The 20,306-nt window shown below is 30.0% G+C and carries 19 protein-coding genes; 6 read left to right on the forward strand and 13 right to left on the reverse strand.

Going from position 1 to position 20,306, the window contains the following annotated elements:
• Position 1 precedes the first annotated feature (1 nt).
• The 9 genes from CRV03_RS04960 to rsmA are packed head-to-tail and all read right to left on the reverse strand — an operon-like array spanning position 2 to position 9,107.
• Positions 2–463, reverse strand: a complete 462-nt coding sequence (locus CRV03_RS04960) for a hypothetical protein (protein WP_129084043.1) — start codon at positions 461–463, stop codon at positions 2–4.
• A 29-nt stretch (positions 464–492) separates the two neighbouring features.
• On the reverse strand, positions 493–1,422 hold the full coding sequence (locus CRV03_RS04965) for a D-2-hydroxyacid dehydrogenase (RefSeq protein WP_129084044.1): 930 nt from the start codon (positions 1,420–1,422) through the stop codon (positions 493–495).
• A gap of 51 nt (positions 1,423–1,473) precedes the next feature.
• Positions 1,474–2,889, reverse strand: coding sequence for a PhoH family protein (locus tag CRV03_RS04970; RefSeq protein WP_129084045.1), 1,416 nt, complete (start codon positions 2,887–2,889; stop codon positions 1,474–1,476).
• Entirely contained in the window at positions 2,889–3,422 is a 534-nt protein-coding gene (hemJ, locus tag CRV03_RS04975) for a protoporphyrinogen oxidase HemJ (protein ID WP_129084046.1), read from the reverse strand. Before hemJ ends, CRV03_RS04970 begins: the two co-directional genes overlap by 1 nt.
• A 13-nt stretch (positions 3,423–3,435) precedes the next feature.
• Entirely contained in the window at positions 3,436–4,623 is a 1,188-nt protein-coding gene (locus tag CRV03_RS04980) for a replication-associated recombination protein A (protein ID WP_129084047.1), read from the reverse strand.
• Positions 4,616–5,410, reverse strand: a complete 795-nt coding sequence (locus CRV03_RS04985; RefSeq protein ID WP_129084048.1) for a pseudouridine synthase — start codon at positions 5,408–5,410, stop codon at positions 4,616–4,618. Before CRV03_RS04985 ends, CRV03_RS04980 begins: the two co-directional genes overlap by 8 nt.
• A complete protein-coding gene (locus CRV03_RS04990; RefSeq protein ID WP_129084049.1) occupies positions 5,410–6,375 on the reverse strand; it encodes an SIS domain-containing protein in 966 nt (321 codons plus the stop codon). Before CRV03_RS04990 ends, CRV03_RS04985 begins: the two co-directional genes overlap by 1 nt.
• A gap of 10 nt (positions 6,376–6,385) precedes the next feature.
• Positions 6,386–8,332 carry a ribonuclease J gene (locus CRV03_RS04995; RefSeq protein ID WP_129084050.1) on the reverse strand — a complete coding sequence of 649 codons (1,947 nt, stop codon included), beginning with the start codon at positions 8,330–8,332 and terminating at the stop codon, positions 6,386–6,388.
• Positions 8,313–9,107, reverse strand: a complete 795-nt coding sequence (gene rsmA / locus CRV03_RS05000) for a 16S rRNA (adenine(1518)-N(6)/adenine(1519)-N(6))-dimethyltransferase RsmA (protein WP_129084051.1) — start codon at positions 9,105–9,107, stop codon at positions 8,313–8,315. The genes CRV03_RS04995 and rsmA overlap by 20 nt, the downstream gene beginning before the upstream one ends.
• An 89-nt stretch (positions 9,108–9,196) precedes the next feature.
• Here rsmA and hisF point away from each other — a divergent pair, with 89 nt between their 5' ends.
• The 6 genes from hisF (at position 9,197) to CRV03_RS05030 (ending at position 14,364) form a co-directional block, all read left to right on the forward strand.
• A complete protein-coding gene (gene hisF, locus CRV03_RS05005) occupies positions 9,197–9,958 on the forward strand; it encodes an imidazole glycerol phosphate synthase subunit HisF (protein WP_129084052.1) in 762 nt (253 codons plus the stop codon).
• Between the two features lies 1 nt (position 9,959).
• The gene (locus CRV03_RS05010) at positions 9,960–10,622 is read left to right on the forward strand and encodes an SIMPL domain-containing protein (RefSeq protein ID WP_129084053.1); all 663 of its coding nucleotides are present in this window, start codon (positions 9,960–9,962) and stop codon (positions 10,620–10,622) included.
• Positions 10,622–11,158 carry a purine-nucleoside phosphorylase gene (locus tag CRV03_RS05015; protein ID WP_129084054.1) on the forward strand — a complete coding sequence of 179 codons (537 nt, stop codon included), beginning with the start codon at positions 10,622–10,624 and terminating at the stop codon, positions 11,156–11,158. The genes CRV03_RS05010 and CRV03_RS05015 overlap by 1 nt, the downstream gene beginning before the upstream one ends.
• Positions 11,159–11,454: 296 nt before the next feature.
• Complete coding sequence (gene rlmN / locus CRV03_RS05020; protein WP_129084055.1) at positions 11,455–12,522, forward strand: 23S rRNA (adenine(2503)-C(2))-methyltransferase RlmN; 1,068 nt, start codon at positions 11,455–11,457, stop codon at positions 12,520–12,522.
• 96 nt (positions 12,523–12,618) lie between these two features.
• The gene (gltX, locus tag CRV03_RS05025) at positions 12,619–14,031 is read left to right on the forward strand and encodes a glutamate--tRNA ligase (protein WP_129084056.1); all 1,413 of its coding nucleotides are present in this window, start codon (positions 12,619–12,621) and stop codon (positions 14,029–14,031) included.
• A gap of 66 nt (positions 14,032–14,097) precedes the next feature.
• Positions 14,098–14,364 carry an RNA-binding protein gene (locus CRV03_RS05030; RefSeq protein ID WP_129084057.1) on the forward strand — a complete coding sequence of 89 codons (267 nt, stop codon included), beginning with the start codon at positions 14,098–14,100 and terminating at the stop codon, positions 14,362–14,364.
• Between the two features lie 215 nt (positions 14,365–14,579).
• On the opposite strand, the gene CRV03_RS05035 is transcribed toward CRV03_RS05030, so the two are convergent.
• From CRV03_RS05035 to CRV03_RS05050, 4 genes are read right to left on the reverse strand one after another with little or no spacing between them, the layout of a single operon-like run.
• Entirely contained in the window at positions 14,580–17,696 is a 3,117-nt protein-coding gene (locus CRV03_RS05035; RefSeq protein ID WP_129084058.1) for an efflux RND transporter permease subunit, read from the reverse strand.
• Positions 17,697–17,704: 8 nt separating this feature from the next.
• On the reverse strand, positions 17,705–18,706 hold the full coding sequence (locus CRV03_RS05040) for an efflux RND transporter periplasmic adaptor subunit (protein ID WP_129084059.1): 1,002 nt from the start codon (positions 18,704–18,706) through the stop codon (positions 17,705–17,707).
• Entirely contained in the window at positions 18,703–19,875 is a 1,173-nt protein-coding gene (locus CRV03_RS05045; RefSeq protein ID WP_164968618.1) for a TolC family protein, read from the reverse strand. Before CRV03_RS05045 ends, CRV03_RS05040 begins: the two co-directional genes overlap by 4 nt.
• A 41-nt stretch (positions 19,876–19,916) precedes the next feature.
• The gene (locus CRV03_RS05050; RefSeq protein ID WP_129084061.1) at positions 19,917–20,297 is read right to left on the reverse strand and encodes a FixH family protein; all 381 of its coding nucleotides are present in this window, start codon (positions 20,295–20,297) and stop codon (positions 19,917–19,919) included.
• Positions 20,298–20,306: the final 9 nt, after the last annotated feature.

Here is a 20,306-nt window from a genome sequence, read left to right on the forward strand (position 1 = left end):
TTTATTCCCAGAAATCTTTTAAAGGTTGTTTCTCTTTATTAATCTCTTTAATATCAATTTCAATATCTAGGTCGTCTTTCTTTTCTTCTGCTTTAGAACTTTTTTCTTCTAAACCTAGTTTTTCTATTTGAGCTAAAGCTTCTTCAAGTTCATCTTTTTTTATCTCTTCATCTTTATAAGTTTCAGTTATTTCAATAAACTCTTCCTCTACTTCAACTTTTTTTGCTTTCTTTTTCTTAACTTTAGTTTCACCATTTTCTAAAAGTTGTTTTAAAGATAGATATTCACTCATTAACTCTTCATAAGTATCAAAATCTAAAAGCATAAACTGAGGTTTCCCATCTCTAAGTATTACTGCTTTCTCTATCTCTTTTTTTTGAAGCTTATTAAAGATATTTTTACTTTTTCTAATCAACTCTGTAGATGAAACCATCTCATCTGACCTATACTGTAAAAGATTCATGTGTACTCCTATACATATTATAGTACGTATTATAATACAAAAGATTTTATATTGTCAAATACTTTATTCATTAAAGTTGTTCTTGCTTCTACTGATGCCCATGCAACATGTGGTGTTAGTATCAATCTGTCTTTATTTTTGATTTTAAGTAAAGGATTAGTCTCTTCAATTGGCTCTTTTTCTACAACATCAAGCCCACAATATAGACTTTTAGCTGAATCTAACTTTATAGACAAATCACTTTCATTTATAATTCCACCACGACCTACATTTACTAAAATAGCATCTTCTTTTAGCATATCTAGATTTGTTTTATTTAGCAAATTGTATGTTGCATCATTAAGTGGTGAGTGAATTGAAATTACATCAGAAGTTTTAAGTAACTCTTCTAGACTTACATTATTATAATCTGTATTTAAATTCTTACCTGAAGTAGAATAATAATTAACTTCACTTCCAAAAGCACTTGCTATTTTTGCAACTTCTTTTCCAATATTACCAAGTCCAATTATTCCCCATTTTTTGTTTTTTAATTCAAAGAATGGTTTGTCAATATGTGTGAAAAGATTGCTTCTTGACCACTGTAATGAATCAACATACTCTTTATAATATGAAATCTTTTGAATAAGTTCTAAGACCAATGTTATTGTTAATTGAGCAACACTTGAAGTTGAATAATCAGTTACATTTTTAACTTCTACATTTGCTTTAGATGCTGTTTCAAGGTCTACATTGTTAGTTCCAGTTGCTGTTATACAAATAAGTTTAAAGTTTGACTTTTCTATAACTTCTTTTGAAAGTACTACTTTATTTGTAACTACTACATCACAATCTTGAACTCTTTGTAATGTTTCACGTGGATCTGTAGTCTCATATTTTATTACTTCACCCAAAGTTTCAAACTTATCAAGTGAAATATCATTTCCTAAGGTTTTAGTGTCTAAAAATACAATTTTCATTTGAATACCTTTACATATTTTAATACATAAAGGTATCTAATTTTAAATAAATTATCTATTTTTTGAAGTAAATATTTGTTCAGCCCACTCAGTGATTGGACCTCTTAATACTTTTTGTAACTTAATTGCAAAGATATTCACAAGTGAGTTCTCATTTTTTGTAGATTTTAAAAGAGTAGTTAATGCATTTGTATGTTTATTTACGTAGAAGTTATCAATTTGCTTATTACTTCCTAGAATCACAACTTTACAAGTGTTATCAACCCTTGATAAAACCATTTGCATAGTTTTATTTGACATATTTTGTGCTTCATCGATTATAACAAAGGCATTAGAAAGAGTTCTTCCTCTCATTTCTCCTACCCACATTGTTTCTATTCCATAGTTTTGAATCATTTGTTCTATTCTTTGAGTTACTTCTTGGTCATCTAACTCTTGAATATTCTCAGCATTCTTTTTATTTGCCTGTTTTCTTTTATGTTCTGTTCTAATAATATAGTCTAAACTATCCATTAATGGGTGGTTATAGATTCTAAACTTCTCTTCATAGCCAGGAAGATATCCTACATCCTCACCCTTATCAAGGGATTCAACAGAGTTTCTAATATAAATCACTCTTTGATAGTTTTTTTGTCTAATTAACTTTAATGCTCCACTTAATGCAAGTAAAGTTTTACCAGAACCAGCTTTTGCTTCAACAATAAGTACATTATAAAAATGAGAAAGGATTCCACAAGAAAAGAATAGTTGCTCTTTATTTAAAGGAGTAATTATTTGATTTCTCATTTCACCTTCATCTAATAAAATTACTCTTTTATTTTGAACTGTTGCAAGAATAACTTGGTCAGAACCTTTTACTTTAAAACAGTAGTTAAAATTATGGGGTGCATATTCACTATCAAAGTCTGTAATTAAGGCGTTATCTAAATGCTCTGTATCTTCAAACTTTATCTCAATAGTTTTAATAAACTCATAATTAAACTCTTCTTGATTTGAACCAACAAGGGAATCAGTCTTTATATCTAAAGATACAGCTCTTGTTCTTGCCATAATATCAAGTGAAAGGAAAGTTGTATTTTCATCATAATGTCTTTTCGCAAAAAGCCCCACTTCAAGGATTTTTCTATCATTTATGATATTTAAAGCCACATTTTTAGTATTTATAGCATACTCTTCACATGAGATAACATCGATGATTGCTTCTTTTTGAGTTTGTATCTCTAGTCTTACTATTTTGAAGTTCTCTTCTTTTTTTGTATCAATGATTTTAGAGTTCTCTAGTATTCTAGCAAACTCTCTAGCTTGGAAGTTTATTTCATCAAAACCACCTTTTTTACTATCTATTTCATCAAGAACTGTTTCTGGTAAGACAATTAGATTCTTCTTTTCATCACTTAATTTAAAGATGTTTGTTGCATCTTCAAGTAAAATATTTGTATCTAGAACATAAACTTTTTCAAAACTCATTAATTCTTCTTTTCTTTTGATTTGTGATTTAATACTTTATATATTATAAAACTTCCTATTAATAGTGTTATTACTGTAAAGCTTAGTGAAAATGTTTTTGTAACAACATATCCAACAATAAGAACTGCTAATACTGTAGGAACTTCATTATAAGCTCTAAAGAACTTTCCTTCTTTTGTATAGTTTCCTTTTTCAAGCTCTTTTCTATAATGTCCTAAAGAAAAAGAGTAAGCAACAAGGAGTAAGACAAAAAATATCTTTGCATGAAGCCATCCATCACCTTTTAATAAATCAGGATTGATAGCTACCATCAAAAATCCACTTGCAAGAGTTGCCCACATAGCTGGCATTCCAATGTATTTATACATCTTTAATTCTTGTATTTTAACAACTTCTACAAACTCTTTTTTTTCTTTGTGTTCTGTATGATATACATAAAGTCTTGGTTGATAAAATAGCATTGCCATCCATGACATCACTGCTACAATATGAAAAACTACTATCCATAAATAGTAATCTAAAAGAAAGTCCATCTATTTTCCTTCGCTAAAAGTCTTTAGTCTTTATTTTTTTCAGCCATTCATTTAATGTTTTTTCATATCCGACATTTAATGAATCATAATATGTAGTTGGTTCTACTAAATATTGTTGCTCTACCCAACCACCATAATCATGGGGATATTTATATCCTATATGTTTATCTTTTAGGTGTTTTGGTATTTCTAATATTCTACCATTTTGTACATCACCAAGTGCTTTATTGATACCCATATATGAAGCATTTGATTTTGGACATGAAGTTAAATAGATAATACATTGAGAAAGGATTATTCTACTCTCTGGATATCCTATTTTTGAGGTTGCAACCATTGTATTTACAGCCATAGTAAGAGCATTTGGATTAGCGTTTCCTATATCTTCACTTGCATGAATAACCAATCTTCTTGTGATAAATTCTACGCTCTCTCCACCATCTATAAGTCTTGCCATATAATAAAGTGCTGCATCTACATCAGAACCCCTTATTGACTTAATCATAGCACTTGCCAAATCATAATGGCTATCTTTTGAACTAACTCCATCGCCAATTGGATATTCTCTTAACTCTTTTAGTATTTTCATAGTTACGTGAGAATCAATTTTAACGGCGAAATTAAGCAAGTTTAGCATTGCCCTAGCATCACCACTACTTGATAGGATTAAGTACTCTCTAGCATCATTATCTATCGTGTATGATATATGGTTAAATGTTTTTTTTAAAACCTCTTCCATCTCTTCTTTAGTAAAGGCTCTAAACTCATATAAAAAAGATCTAGACCTAATTGCATTTGTAAGAGTAAAGAATGGGTTTTCTGTACTAGCTCCAATAATAATTGCCTCATAGCTTTCCATTATTGGCAGTAATACTTCTTGTTGGTTTTTTGATAACCTATGAACTTCATCAATAAAAACGATAGGCTTAAGTAAAGCATTTTTGTATTTTGCAAATACCTTTCTTAAATCTTCTATTTTTATAGTTGTTGCATTAAAGTAGTAATAATCTGTATTGATATTTCTTGCAATGATTTTTGCTAGAGTAGTTTTTCCAGTTCCTGGTTTACCATAAAAAAAGAGATGAGGAATCTCTTTTTTTTCTATTAGTTTATATAGTGTTTTATCTTTACCGATTATATGTTTTTGTCCTATAAACTCATTTAGAGCTTGTGGACGTAATATGTTTGATAAATCAGTCATCTTGAGTATTTAGAAAAGATCTTAGATCTTTATATTCATCCTTAGTTAAATATCTACTTTTTCCAGTAGGAAGATTGTTTAGTGTCATTCCACCAAATTCAAATCTTTTTAAGTCCATTACATTTAAACCAAAGTGTCCAAAGAATCTTCTAAGTTCTCTATTCTTACCTTCAGCAATTGCAACTTTTAGTTTTGAGAAATTTTTGTTGTTTGTTAAAATCTTGTATGCAACAAAAGGCTCAAAGTTCATAGATTTAATCTTTGACTTTTCATGTGCTCCATTACTTGCATCTTCAAGCTCTAAACCATGTAACATAGCCTCTTCTACTTTTGGATGAATTTCACCATCTACTTTTATTTTATAGATTCTCTCTAATTTAGAGTGCATTAATTTATTTGCTACATCTACAGAATCAGTTAAAAGAATTAAACCTTCACTAGCATAATCTAGTCTTCCAATTGGCATAAAGTGCTTATACTTTTTATCTAAAGAATCAAAAACAGTCTTTCTACCTTGAGGGTCATTTTTAGTTACTAACTCCCCTTTTGGTTTATTATACATTATTACTGTATACATTCTATTTTTGTCTTCTTTAATTAATTTTTTTCCAATTCTTACATCATCATTTGGTGATACTTTAGTAGCAAGGTTTGTTACTGGATTTCCATTTATAGTAACTCTTCCTTCTTCTATTACTTTATCTGCTTCTCTTCTTGAGTAATTACTATTATGTGAAATAAACTTATTAAGTCTTGTTAATTCTACTGTTTCTTCTTGATTTTTCATTATTTGATTCCTGCTTCAATTAGGTCATGAATATGTAAAATACCTTCTATTTTACCCTCTTCATCTGTAACGATTAACACTTGAATCTTATACTCTTCTATGATTCTTAGTGCATCACTTGCTAAGATGTTTTTATCTTTTACTGTTTTAGGATTTTTAGTAGATATTGTTTCAATTTCACAATCTAATGAGAAACCATCAGACATTAATGCTCTTCTTAAATCCCCATCACTAAGAACTGAACTTAATCTATTGTTTTCATCAACAATAAGTACACTTCCTAGTCTTCCTTCACTCATAGTTACGATTGCATCTTTTAACTTTGTTTCACGTGAAACAACAGGTAAATTATCTCTTCTAAGTAAGTCATCTACTTTAATAAATAACTTCTTCCCTAAGCTTCCACCTGGATGAAATGATGCAAAATCTTCTTTCTTGAAATCTCTTTTTTTCATTAAACAAACAGCTAAAGCATCACCCATAGCCATTGTTAATGTAGTAGAAGAAGTAGGAGCTGTATCTAAAGGACAAGCCTCTTTTGATACAGATATATTCATAAAGAAGTCAGAATATTTACCAAGAGTAGACTCTTTTGTTTTAGCCATTGCAATTAATGGTATATCAAATCTTTTAAGGTGAGGAAGAAGTTGAATTAATTCTTCACTTTCACCGCTATAAGATATTGCTAAAACGATATCATCTTTTCCAATCATTCCTAAGTCACCATGCATAGCTTCTGTTGGATGTAAAAAGAAAGATGATGTTCCAGTACTAGCTAATGTTGCGGCTATTTTAGCTCCAACTAAACCAGACTTCCCTACTCCTGTAATAATAAGTTTTCCCTTGCAAGAAACTACTAAATCAACTGCTTTTTCTATATCAAAATCTTTGATATTTTTAGCAGCTAATAATAGTTCATTAGCTTCAATCTCTAATACATCACTTGCAATTTTATTGAAATCCATTTTTATTTCCTTATTGTACAAATAGTGTTGGTACAATCATTGGGTATTTTTTATATTTTCTGAAACAGTGTTTTCTAACAACTTTTCTTAGTTCATCTTCTAAGTATCTATTGTTTTTAAATACACCTTCTCTTGCATTTTGTAAGAAAGTTTCTAAGATATCTTCAATCTCTCTAGCAAAGTTTCTATCTTGTTTATTTGGAACAAGACCAAATGAAGTTACCTTAGGTCTATTCTCCATTTTTCTATCGTTTGCATTTACTTGAGCAACAATCATAACAACACCTTCGTTTGCCATAGTTTGTCTATCAAGTACAATATCATCAGCAATTTTGTGATTCATTTGATTATCAATATAAACTTTTCCAGTCTTAACTGATCTTACTTTTTTAAGATATTTAGGTGTAACTTCAACTTGCTCACCATCACTCATAATATGCGTATTTCTTTCTAATACACCACAATCAATACCTGTCTTTGCATGTTTTAATGCATGGTTATATTCACCATGAATAGGCATAAAGAATTTAGGCTTAGCAAGTCTAATCATTAACTTTTGTTCTTCTTGTGCAGCATGTCCTGATACGTGAATTTCACTAAAGTCTTGATATGCAACTTGAGCACCAGCTTTTAATAAATGATTAATAATAGCAGACACAGAAGCTTCATTCCCTGGAATAGCTTTAGCTGATAAAATGATTTGATCACCTGGCTTAATTTTAATATGTCTGTGCTCATGAATTGACATTCTATAAAGAGCTGACATTGACTCACCTTGGCTTCCAGTAGTTACAATAAGAACTTCTTTATCTGCATATTTATTTACTTCATGTGCATCAATAAATTGATCTCTAGGGAACTTGATATATCCTAAGCTCATTGCAATATCAAGGTTTTTCTCCATTGATCTTCCAATAACACAGATTTTTCTTCCATACTTAATACCATGTTCAATTGCTTGTGCAACTCTATGGATATTTGAAGAGAAAGTAGACATAATAACTCTACCTTTTGAAGTAGAGAACAGTCTATCAAAAGTTGGTCCTACAGTCTTCTCTGTTTTAGTAAATCCAGGAGAGTGAGAGTTTGTCGAGTCAGACATTAATAATAAAACACCCTTCTCACCATAATGTGCAAATCTATGTAAATCTGTTGGGAAACCATCAATTGGTGTGTGGTCAATTTTAAAGTCACCTGTATGAATAATTGTTCCAGCTTCAGTTGTAATTGCTAAAGAAGATGAATCAATAATTGAGTGTGTAATATGAATCCACTCAACTTCAAAGTCACCAATTTTAATTGGAATTCTTTTTTCAACTGGATTAAATAGTTTTCTATACTCTTTCATTTTGTGTTCATCAAACTTAGAACCAATCATCTCTAATGGTAATGATGTTCCATAAATAGGAAACTGCATCTCTTTATATAAATATGGCATAGCACCAATGTGGTCTTCATGTCCATGAGTAATAACAACTGCTTCAATCTTATCTTTGATTTCTCTAATATAAGTGAAATCAGGGATTAAGATATCAACTCCGTGCATATCTTCATCTGGGAAACTCATCCCAACATCAACAATAATTGCACTTTTTTCAGTTTCAATTACCATCATATTTCCACCAATTTCACCTAATCCACCAAGTGGAGTAATTCTAATCTTCGCATTTGTAGATAGATTTAGTTTATTGTGTGGGTTTAATCTGTTTTTATGAGATTTCTCATTTACAATATAAGCTTTTCTTAAATCAGCATTCCAAGTTTTTGTAGACTTCCCAGCATTTGTTTTAGCTCTACTGTTATTTGGTCTTTTTTTCTTGTTATTATAAACTTTTTTGTCAGTTTTTTGATTTTGATTATTTGGTTTATTTGTAGTTTGTTTTTTTTCTTGTTCTTGCTGTTTAGGCTTGTTTTCGTTTTGTTCTTGTACTTGTACTTTAACTTCGTTCTTTTCCATTCTTCACCTTTATATACATTTGGCTATACAAAGATGCGCTAAGCTCATGAGGTCTTAAAGTTTCTATTAATTCAAGGTCACTGTAAACATCAGATAAAAGTTTTTTATCATAAACTGAAGAAAGATTTTTAATAAGTTTCTTTCGAGGTTGCGAGAAGCAAACCTTTAAGAACTTTAAAAAACTTTTATCTAGTTTTACACCTAAATCTTTCTTGATAAATAAAATTGAAGACATAACTTTTGGAGCTGGATCAAAAGATTCAGGAGGTACATCAAATAGTATCCTTGCCTCTTTTGAAGCCAATTTTGTAATAACTCCTAGCCCTGAAAACTCTTTTTCACCTTCTGATGCTGCAAACTTCAGAGCTACTTCTTTTTGTATCATTACAATAATGTTCTCGCAATTATCGTCTTCAATTGCCCTTAAAATAATATTCGTTGCAATATAGTACGGTAAGTTAGCTATTAAATCATAGCTTCCTTCGTAAAGTGTACTTTTTTCATTCCAAACCTTTAGAACGTCAGTGTGGATCAGTTCAAAACGCTTCTCGTGGATGTCAATTGCAAACTTAGTCTTTAAAATACCAATTAAATCGGTATCTACTTCATACGCTAACGTATCTTTGTACTTGACTAATTTTTCTGTCAAATCACCTAAGCCAGGCCCAATTTCAACAATCTTATTATCATTTTTGGGCATCGATTGGATGATCCTATCTAATACAGTACTATCTTTTAAAAAGTTTTGTCCGAATTTTTTCTTTGCTTTAACTATAACCTTCTCCTACTAAGAACTAAAGAGTATATCTGTATTTAACTTACAATTAGATAAGATTTTTGCTTAATTTCAATAAGGATTAAGTTTTGAGTTATTTCGCAAAAAGAATCATACCTTGCTTAGATGTAAAAGATGGAAGAGTAGTTAAAGGGGTAAACTTCGTAGGTCTTAGAGATGCAGGAGACCCAGTAGAAGTTGCAAAAAGATACAACAATGAAGGTGCAGATGAAATCACTTTTTTAGATATTACTGCAAGTCATGAAAATAGAGATACTATCGTTGACATCGTAAAAGATGTAGCTAAAGAAGTATTTATTCCACTAACAGTTGGTGGAGGGATTAGAAAACTTGATGATATTTATAAACTACTAAATGTAGGTTGTGATAAAGTTTCAGTTAACTCTTCAGCAGTTGTAAATCCAGATTTTATTGATGAAGGTGCAAAAAGGTTTGGTAGCCAATGCATTGTTGTTGCAATTGATGTAAAAAAAGTTGAAGATGGCTCATACCATGTTTTTGTAAAAGGTGGAAGAGAAGACACAGGACTTGATGCAATACAATGGGCAAAAGAGGTTTATAATAGAGGTGCAGGTGAAATCCTATTAACATCTATGGACACTGATGGAGCTAAAACAGGATTTGAACTAGATATAACATCACAAATCTCTAAAATAGTTGATATTCCAGTTATTGCTAGTGGTGGTGCTGGAACAATGGAACACATGAAAGAAGCTTTTGAATGTGGTGCAAGTGCAGCTTTAGCAGCATCAATTTTTCACTTTAAAGAGATTGACATCATGGAACTAAAACACTATTTAAGAGAGAATAACATTCCCGTAAGGATTTAAAATGAAATTTTTAACACTACTTATTTTACCAGTTTTCTTGTTTTCTTTTGAAATAAATTTTAATAAAAAGTTTTCGAAAAGTTTAGCTGAGGACACTTTAACAACATACTTTTCAGTTGTAGTTGAAGGAGATAGTGAAAAAGAGATAAATAAAACTCTTAAAAAATTTAATAAAAAGATAAAGAAGTATAATAAAATTGAAAAAGATAGTGGTACACTAACTGTAAGACCACAATATAGGACTTCAAAGAATGCTCCAAAGATTACTGGATACAGAGGTGAATTAAGATATAAAGTAAGTTCAAATCATGCAAGTTATATAAATGAGTTTGTTAGTGAAATGATTGAACTGAAAGAAAAAAGAAGTACAAATATAGTTATTAGTAATCTTAGATGGACAGTTAAAGATTCAACTTATAATGTTGCAAATGATATCTTAAGACTTGAAGCAATTAACTGGGGAACTAGATATGCTAAAAACTTATCAAAAGATTTAAACTTAGAGTGCAAAGTAAAAAATATCTCAATAAATAGTTCAAACTATAGACCTATGGCAAAAATGGTTTACTCAAATGCTGAAATGTCAGATGCAAAGATTGCAGTACCAGAATCTAACAAAGAAGATATTTCAATTAACCCATCATTTGTTTTGGAGTGTAAGTAATGATTATTTGTGCAGGAAGAAATGAAACATTCAATTTTGCAAAAGAGATGGGTGTAGGATTAATCGAAAGCGCGATTAATCTTACACGACAATGTCTTTTTGACAAACCAGAGTTTTTACTTTTTATTGGAAGTGCAGGAAGCTATGGAAACCATGAGATATTTGATATTGTAGAATCAAAAAGAGCTGCTAATATTGAACTATCATTTTTAGAAGACAACTCTTATACTCCATTAGATAATGTTTTAGAGTCTGAAAATAAGATGGTAAGAAATGATACTATCATAAACTCTTCTAACTATATTTCAAAAAACTTTGAACTATCAAAAAACTTTAATGAGTATGGAATTGGTGCAGAAAATATGGAGTACTACTCTATTTTACAAGTAGCAAAGGAGTTTGAAATTCCAGTTGCTGGAATCTTTATTATTACAAACTATACAAATGAAAATGCTCACGAAGAGTTCTTAAAAAATCACAAAGAAGCAATGGAAAAACTAACTTCATATTTACTAGAAAAACAAATCATTAAGTAATACTTTTCAAATGTTTCTCTAGTTACGTGGGTTCAAGCTTGCACTCCACTACACTTTCAACACCGAAAAATGTAAAACTATTTACATTTTTTTTACGGTGTTTCACGTGAAACAATGTTAAAAAATGTCAACTGTTGAAACCTCGAAGTCTGTAAAACAGCTAAGAAGCTAAAAAATATTTTAATCTCTACACGATAAAACTACAACAATAATATAAACTAACCTATTTACTTTAACTGTTACAAATAAAAGATTTTGTACACTTCAAAATTAGTTTAAAGCTTAAAAGGAAAGCTATGAGTACAATCTATGATTTCACATTAGATGAATTAAAAGAAAAGTTAAAACCAAGCTTCAGAGCAAAGCAAGTTTATAACTGGATATATAAAAAATATGTAACATCTTATGATGACATGAAAAATATCCCAAACGATTTAAAAGAACAATTAAAAGAAAACTATGAGATAGATATTCTAAAAATAGTTAAGAAAGAAAAAAGTCTTGATGGAAGTATTAAATATCTTTTCCAATTAAAAGATGGACACACAGTTGAATCTGTTTTATTACTTATGAAAGAAAAAAAGATAAATGAAGATGGTTCAATTGAAAGAGGAGAAAAATATACTGTTTGTATTTCTACTCAAGTTGGATGTAAAGTTGGATGTACTTTCTGTCTAACAGCAAAAGGTGGATTTGTTAGAAACCTTTCAGTTGGTGAAATAGTAAATCAAATTGTTCAAATAAAAAGAGATAATGAAATAGCAGAGAACAAAACACTTAATATTGTGTTTATGGGAATGGGTGAACCACTTGATAACTATAAGAACTTTGTTCACTCTGTAAAGGTATTCTCTGAGCTTGATGGACTTGCAATATCAAGAAGAAGACAAACTGTATCAACTTCTGGATTATCTTCTAAAATAGAAAAACTAGGAAATGAAGATTTAGGTATTCAACTTGCTATCTCACTTCATGCTGTTGATGATGAGTTAAGAAGTGAACTTATTCCAATGAATAAAGCATACAATATTAAATCAATTATTGATGCTGTTAGAAAGTTCCCAGTTGATGCTAGAAAAAAAGTTATGTTTGAATATCTAGTAATAAAAGATAAAAATGATGATATTGCTTCTGCACAAAAACTTCTAAAACTTCTTGATGGAATAAAAGCAAAAGTAAATCTAATCTATTTTAATCCATATCCAGGAACTACATATCAAAGACCACAAAGGGATGATATGGTAAAATTCCAAGAATATCTAACTAGTAGAGGTTTACTATGTACTATTAGAGAATCTAAAGGATTAGATATCTCAGCAGCATGTGGACAACTTAAAGAAAAGGAAACAAATGGAACCTCTTGATTTAGCAATGCTGATTTTTATCGCAGGTGTTGCAATAATTTCTGCAATTGGATTTTTTAAATCTTACAAAAATAAAGACAAATAAGGATTACAAAGATGGCAATTACTAGATTTGCTCCAAGTCCAACAGGATATTTACATATTGGTGGTTTAAGAACTGCACTTTATAGTTACCTATGGGCTAGAAAAACAAATGGGGAATTCAAACTAAGAATTGAAGACACTGACACTCAAAGAAATAATGATGACGCAATGAAAGCTATTATTGAAGCTTTTGATTGGGTTGGTTTATCTTATGATGGAGAAGTAGAATATCAATCAAAAAGACTTGATATCTACCAAAAATATATTCAACAACTTCTTGATGAAGGTAAAGCATATAAATGCTACATGTCAAGAGAAGAGCTAGATGCTTTAAGAGAAGAGCAAATGGCAAATAAACAAACTCCTAGATATGATGGAACATGGAGACCAGAAGATGGTAAAACTCTTCCAGAGATTCCTGAAGGTGTTGAACCAGTTGTTAGAATTAAAGCTCCAAGTGATGGAATAATTACTTTTATTGATGGTGTTAAATCAATTATGAACTTTGACTCTTCTGAAGTTGATGACTTTGTAATTGCAAGATCTAATGGTATTCCAACTTATAACTTTGTTGTTGCTATTGATGATGCACTTATGGGAATGACTGATGTTATTAGAGGTGATGACCACTTAACAAATACTCCAAAACAAATTGTTATCTATGAAGCACTTGGTTTTGAAGTTCCTAAATTCTATCACGTACCAATGATTAATAATCCTCAAGGTAAAAAGCTATCTAAAAGAGATGGTGCGATGGATGTTATGGATTACAAAAGAAAAGGTTATCTTCCAGAAGCACTTTTAAACTTCTTAGTTAGACTTGGATGGTCAAACAAAGACCAAGAAATTTTCTCAATGGATGAGATGTTAGAACTTTTTGATCCTTCAAATATCAATAAATCTGCATCTGCATATAATGAAGAAAAGCTATTATGGCTAAATGCTCACTACATTAAAAATGTTTCTAATGAAAGATTAGCAAAAGAGTTAGAGTTCTTTGATTGTCATATTGATGGACATGATAAAAAAGAGATGTTACTTGACCTTTCAAAAGATAGAGCACAAACATTAGTTGACTTAAAAGAAGCAATTGAAAAGATTACAAATGTTCCTACAGAGTATGAAGCTAAAGGAAGTAAAAAATTTGTAAAAGAGAATACAATTAAAATCTTAGAAAGTTATATTCAACTACTTGAAGAAAATAAAGATTCTCTACATTTAGCTTGTGATTATGAACTAATTACTAAGCCATTTATTGAAGAGTTTGAGCTTAAATTCCCTCAACTATTCCAACCAATTAGAATTGCTCTTACAGGTGGAACACAAGCTCCTTCTGTATATGATATCATGGCGATTTTAGGCTTTGAAGAAACAAAAACAAGAATAAATAACGCAATTAGTGCAAACTTTGGTAAAGAAGCTTAAAAAAAACTTGCATATTTACAAATAATAAGGCATAATGTTCTTTACTTAAACAAAGGAATAAAAGTAATGAACATTTATGTTGGAAATCTATCATTTAGAATGGGTGATAGTGATTTAGAAAAAGTTTTCGCTGAGTTCGGTGAAGTAAAAAGCGCTAAGGTTATCACAGATAGAGAAACTGGAAGATCAAAAGGTTTTGGTTTTGTTGAAATGGCAGATGCTGCATCTGGTTCTGAAGCAATTGAAAAACTAAACGGTAACGAAGTTGAAGGTAGAACTTTAAGAGTTAACGAAGCTAAACCAAGAGAAGAGAGACCTAGAAGACAATTCTAGTCTTCTCTTATCGAAAACTACAATAAAATATAAAATCAAAACTTACAGTTATATAATGGAACCCCTTCTTAAGGAGAAGTCTCTTTGCTGGTTGGTTGTTTGGTTATATTATGTCTATGTGTAAGTTAGAGTTCCATTATATTTGCTAAAACTGTAGAAGTATTTTACTTCTTTTATGTGTAGTTATCGTGTGATAACTACACATTTTTTTTCTTTTAATGGGAAATATCTATTTCCGCCATTTTACCCTTTTTTCTAATTGCAAGTATATAAAAAATTGCAGGTATTATCACTAATGTTAATATCGCGGAAGAAGTCATTCCTCCAATCATAGGTGCAGCTATTCTTTGCATTACTTCACTTCCTACCCCATCAATATACATAATAGGAATAAGCCCACCTAAGATTGCAAACAATGTCATAAGCTTTGGTCTAAGTCTTAATACTGCCCCTTTATAAATCGCATGGAAGATATGAGTATTATCTGGCTCTTCACACTTTTCTTGTAGCTCTTTCATTGCTTCATGTAAATATACAAGCATTACTATAGAAGTCTCAGCTGCAACTCCAAGTAAAGCTAAGAATCCAACAACAACTGCTATTGACATATTAAAGTTTAAAATTTCCAAATAAAATACTCCACCTGTTAGGGCAAACGGTAAAGTAAAAAATATAATCATAGTATATGTGATATTTTTAAGAGCAAAATATATAAGAATAAATATCAACACAAATGTCAAAGGAATAATGTAAGCTAATTTTTCCATTGCTGATTCTAAATATTCACTCTGCCCTGCCCACTCATAATAAAAGCCTTCAGGAAGCTTCATATCAGCTAGAATCTCTTTAGCCTCATCTTTATATTGTTTTGATGAGATTTCGCCTTTAGGAGTAATATAAATGAAGTTAACATTAAGTGCTTTCTCAGATTTAATTACAGATGGTCCCTCTTCATAATTTAACTTTGCAAACATCTCTAAAGGTTGGAATCCAAGTTTAGTTTTTACTTGAAGATTATTTAAAGCATTTATATCTTCCCTTTGAGTTGTTTCAAATCTAAGTGAAACTGGATATCTCTCTAAGCCATCAAATAGCGTTGTAACTTTTGAACCTGCAACACCTAAAGACACAGTAGATAAAATATCATTTTTTGTAATACCATATCTTGATAACATCTGCTCATCAATATGAATATTTAAATAGTACCCAGAATTAATCTTATCAGTTGATACAGACAGAGTTGAATCAAGTTTTTTAAGTCTTTTCTCAAACTCTAAAGCAGTATCTTCTAACTTTTGATGGTCATTTCCATAAAGCTTAATTCCTAAAGGTGTTCTAATACCTGTTAGAAGCATATCAATTCTACCTCTAATTGGATATGTCCATGAGTTAATAAGACCAGCTACTTTTAATTTTTGGTCCATCTCATGCATAAGCTTTTTATATGTCATTCCCTCTCGCCACTGCTCTTCTGGTTTGAATGTAACTATTGTTTCAATCATTGCTAAAGGTGCTGGGTCAGTTGCAGTATCTGCTCGCCCTGCTTTACCAAATACCGTATCTACTTCAGGGAAAGACTTTAATATCTGATTTGTTTTTTGAGTTAATTCCTTTGATAAATCAACACCAATACCATATGGAGTTACTGGCATATACATAAAAGTTTGCTCATTCATCATAGGCATAAACTCCCAGTTTAACTTTTTATATACTGGATATACAAGAGCTAAAGTAAGAACAAAAAATGCAACTATTAGAAATCTAAATTTAAGTGATAGTTTTAAAATAGGAGAATAAAGCTTCACAAAAAATCTATTTAAAATATTTTTATCTTCACTTAGAATTTTTCCTTTTATAAAATAAATCATAAGTATAGGAACAATAGTAATAGATAAAATTGCTCCAGCTACCATTGCAAATGTTTTAGTAAATGCTAGTGGTGTAAACAATCTTCCTTCTTGTCCTGTAAGAGCAAAAATTGGTAAGAAAGAAACCACAACAAGAACTAAAGCAAAGAAGATTGGTCGCCCTACTTGTTTAGAAGACTTGATTATAATATCAATTCTCTCTTTATTTGAAATATCCTCTTTACCTTGAAGATGTTTATGGGCATTTTCAACCATAACAATAGTTGCATCAACCATAGCACCAATTGCAATTGCAATACCACCTAAACTCATAATATTTGAACCTAAGTTAAAGAACTTCATCAGTAAAAAAGTAATCATAACTGTAAGTGGTAAAGTAATGATAATAATTAGTGCTGACCTAAAGTGGAATAAAAACAGAGCCACAATAATCATAACTATAATAGACTCTTCAATAAGAGTATTTTTTAGTGTATCAATTGCTTTATCAATAAGTGAACTTCTATCATATACTTCAACAACTTCTACATCATCTATTTTTAAAGTATCAAGTTTAGCTTTAACTCTTTTTATTACTGAATAAGGATTTTCACCATATCTTACAACTACAATTCCACCAACAGTTTCACCTTGACCATTTAAATCAGCCATTCCTCTTCTATTTGATGAAGTGATATTAACACTTGCAATATCTTTTACAAATAAAGGATTAGCATCAAATGTCTTTATTGTAATATTTTCAATATCTTCAACAGTTTTTAGAAAACCTTTTGCTTGAATCATGTGTTCAAAACCATTTTCTAAAATAATTCTTCCACCCTTTTCATCATTGTTTGATTCTAAGGCTTTTTTTAAATCAGCAATTGAAACATCATATTGCACCATCTTATCTTGGTCAATAGTGATTTCATAGTTTTTAATAAATCCACCAATAGATGCAATTTCACTAACACCATCAACACCTAAAAGTGCAAACTTATAATAGTAGTCTTGTAGCGTTCTTAACTCATCAAGTGATTTTGTATCTGATTTTAAAGCATATTGATAAGCCCAACCAACGCCTGTAGCATCTGGACCAATAGCTACATCAACACCTTCTGGGAAAGCACCTTGAAGTTGTGAAAGCTGCTCTAGGATTCTATTTCTAGAATCATAAAGATCTGTTCCATCTTTAAATATCACATAAATAAGTGCATTTTGAAATGAACTCATAGCTCTTACAGTCTCAATATTTGGAAGACTCATAAGATTTGAAATAAGAGGATATGAAACTTGCTCTTCTATAGTCTTAGGACTTTGCCCTGCCCACTTCACTTGCACAATTACTTGAGGAGGTGAAAGGTCAGGAAGTGCATCTAAGCTTGTATTTTTAATTGCCCAAATAGAGCCAATAGCTAATACAAGCATTGCAAAGATAATTAAAAATTTGTTTTTTATACTTTGTGAAATAATTGATTCAACCATAATTAATCCTACCAGTCATCATCATCTGAACTATAAAGTCCATTTGTAATTGCATCTGAATCAAGTAAGAAAAGAGCATTATTAATAACCCTTTGCCCTTCTTGGATTCCATCTATAATCTCATATTTATTTGATGAAATTCTTTTTGCAGTAACTTCTATTGGCTCATACTCTGACTCAGAAAGGTATTGGAAAACATAGTGTTTACTACCTTTTTGTAAAACTGCTGTCTTAGGTAAAGTTAAAATTTCTTTGTTGATTTGCTTTATATCAACTTTAGCAAACATATTTGGTGAGTACTTTAAATCCTTGTTATCTATCACAAGTCTTACATCAACACTTTTATTTGTTTCACCTATTGTAGGATAGATATAATCAACTGTTGAGATAACTGGTTCAGCAAAACCATCAATATAAACTTTTGCTTTAAGACCTTTCTTTACAAAAGATAAATCCTTTTGATATACACTTGCGATAACCCAAAGTTTTTTTAATGATGCAAGTTGAACTAAAAGACTTCCTTTTTTTACAAAGCTTCCATTGTTTATCTCTTTTTTAATAACTACAGAATCATAAGGAGCATAAAAGGCAATATCATGAATATACTCTTTTCCATCAATAATTCTTTTTATCTCTTTTTTATGAACGGCTAAAGCTTTTAATTTATTTACATTACTTTCAACTAAACTTTTGTTAAATTTTTTAGCAATATTAATCTCTTGAATAATTGAACTAACTTCATCTGAATAAATTGAAAAAAGTGCTTCATCTTTTTTTGCCATAGAATAAAGTTTATTAGCATCTAATTTTGTTATATATCCATCAAATCTACTTACAACATCAAAAACTCTTGACTCATCAAATGCTAGACGTCCATAAAAGCTTTTTAAAGGGCCTATTTGCTCTTTTTTAACTTCTGTGAGCTTTTTGTTGAACAACTGCTTTACTTCAAGAATTTCAGCATTTAATATGCAAGCCCCTAAAAATAGGGCTAGTATGTACTTTTTCATTTATTAACCTTTGTAAAATAGATAGAATTTGATAAATTTGTGAAATATTTCTGTTTTTCATCAATCGCTTTTAGTTTATACTTGATTAATTCATTCAAGTTTCTAATTAACTGTTTTGAATCAATTTGCTTCAATGATGAAAATCTATTATAACTTTCTAGTGTTTTTTGAATTTGATTATATTTTGGAATTATGCTTTCATTTAATTTTTTATATGAATAAAAAGCATTATCTATATTGTCTTGTAAAATTTTAATTTGATTTGTAAATTTTAGTTTTGAATCTTGTAAAAGATTTTTATATTCATTTGCTTTGAATTTTGCTTTTCGTGCTTTTATATCTTCACTTCCATAAACAGAAAGTGGAATTGCAACACTTATATTTATATAGTCTTCATATTTACTATCTCTTTGGAAATATTTTACTCCAAAATTTATATCTGAGTTTTTCTTTTCCTCTTCAAATTTTGAAGTAGTGTTAAACTTCTCAATATTTTTTTCAATTTGCAAAATCTTAGGGTGTGAATCAATATTGTTTACTAAAGTAAGTTTTTCTAACTCAGTACTAATATCTATATCTTTAAACTTTGTATATGTTAGTTGTTCTAACTGAAGTTTAAAAACCCTAAGATTATTGTTTAGTTTTTGTTCGCTTATATCAAGCTCATCATATAAAGTTTGCACCTTTAATATATCAATTTGGCTTGCTTTATTGTACTTATAAAACTCTTCTAAAAGTTTTTGTAGTTCTGCAATATTTTGTTTTAACTTAGAAAAAAGAGCAACTCTTTCTTCAACTAATTTTATATTGTATATATACTCATATATTTTTGATTCTAGTTCAAGCTTTTTATCAGCTAATACTAACTTTGAAAGCTCATAGTCATCTCTTGCAATCTCTTCTTCTAACTCTTTTTTATCTCCTATTGGTATCATTTGATTAAGACCAATAAACTGCGCTTGCATAGGCTCTAAATCTCTTTTAGAAATATCATCAAACTGAATATCATTTGCACCAAAATTTAAAATCGGATTTTGCCATTTTCCTGCAAGGTTAATTTGTTCTTTTGCTAAAAGAATTGATTGTTCTAAAGCTTGTAGTGAACTATTTGTATTAATAGCTTCATTTACTACTTGCCTTACTTCCTTTGCATAAATAGAACTTGTCAATAGACTTGACAACAAGATGAGAGTAAGAGATTGCTTTAACATTATAAATTCACGCTAGATCTAAGTTTGTGTACTTTTCCATCAGCAGTTTTAAACATTAAATGATACTGCCATGTACCACTCATAGTAAAGTTGATTAACATTTTGTATTTACCATCAACTAACTTTGCTTTTCCAACATATTCCATATATGGCATACCAGGCATCTCTGGCATAAAGAATTTTGCTTTTACTTTTGCATCTGTTACAGGCTTACCATCTTTTGCTAATGTTACATAGAAAGTGTTGTCTCCAACTACTAATGACTTTTCAGACTTTAAAGTCACGTCATATCCGTTTTTGCTCCCATTTAAATCAATTGGGTCTGCATTTAATACACCTATAAAAAGTGCAATCATTGAAAAGATTTTCAATAGTTTCATTTTGTCTCC

The organism is Arcobacter sp. F155, from assembly GCF_004116455.1.
Lineage (GTDB): Bacteria > Campylobacterota > Campylobacteria > Campylobacterales > Arcobacteraceae > Halarcobacter.

Coding starts and splice junctions, on each gene's coding strand:
- CRV03_RS04960 (WP_129084043.1), bottom strand. CDS start 463: ATGAATCTTTTACAGTATAGGTCAGATGAGATGGTTTCATCTACAGAG.
- CRV03_RS04965 (WP_129084044.1), bottom strand. CDS start 1,422: ATGAAAATTGTATTTTTAGACACTAAAACCTTAGGAAATGATATTTCA.
- CRV03_RS04970 (WP_129084045.1), bottom strand. CDS start 2,889: ATGAGTTTTGAAAAAGTTTATGTTCTAGATACAAATATTTTACTTGAA.
- hemJ (WP_129084046.1), bottom strand. CDS start 3,422: ATGGACTTTCTTTTAGATTACTATTTATGGATAGTAGTTTTTCATATT.
- CRV03_RS04980 (WP_129084047.1), bottom strand. CDS start 4,623: ATGACTGATTTATCAAACATATTACGTCCACAAGCTCTAAATGAGTTT.
- CRV03_RS04985 (WP_129084048.1), bottom strand. CDS start 5,410: ATGAAAAATCAAGAAGAAACAGTAGAATTAACAAGACTTAATAAGTTT.
- CRV03_RS04990 (WP_129084049.1), bottom strand. CDS start 6,375: ATGGATTTCAATAAAATTGCAAGTGATGTATTAGAGATTGAAGCTAAT.
- CRV03_RS04995 (WP_129084050.1), bottom strand. CDS start 8,332: ATGGAAAAGAACGAAGTTAAAGTACAAGTACAAGAACAAAACGAAAAC.
- CRV03_RS05010 (WP_129084053.1), top strand. CDS start 9,960: ATGAAATTTTTAACACTACTTATTTTACCAGTTTTCTTGTTTTCTTTT.
- CRV03_RS05015 (WP_129084054.1), top strand. CDS start 10,622: ATGATTATTTGTGCAGGAAGAAATGAAACATTCAATTTTGCAAAAGAG.
- rlmN (WP_129084055.1), top strand. CDS start 11,455: ATGAGTACAATCTATGATTTCACATTAGATGAATTAAAAGAAAAGTTA.
- gltX (WP_129084056.1), top strand. CDS start 12,619: ATGGCAATTACTAGATTTGCTCCAAGTCCAACAGGATATTTACATATT.
- CRV03_RS05030 (WP_129084057.1), top strand. CDS start 14,098: ATGAACATTTATGTTGGAAATCTATCATTTAGAATGGGTGATAGTGAT.
- CRV03_RS05035 (WP_129084058.1), bottom strand. CDS start 17,696: ATGGTTGAATCAATTATTTCACAAAGTATAAAAAACAAATTTTTAATT.
- CRV03_RS05040 (WP_129084059.1), bottom strand. CDS start 18,706: ATGAAAAAGTACATACTAGCCCTATTTTTAGGGGCTTGCATATTAAAT.
- CRV03_RS05050 (WP_129084061.1), bottom strand. CDS start 20,297: ATGAAACTATTGAAAATCTTTTCAATGATTGCACTTTTTATAGGTGTA.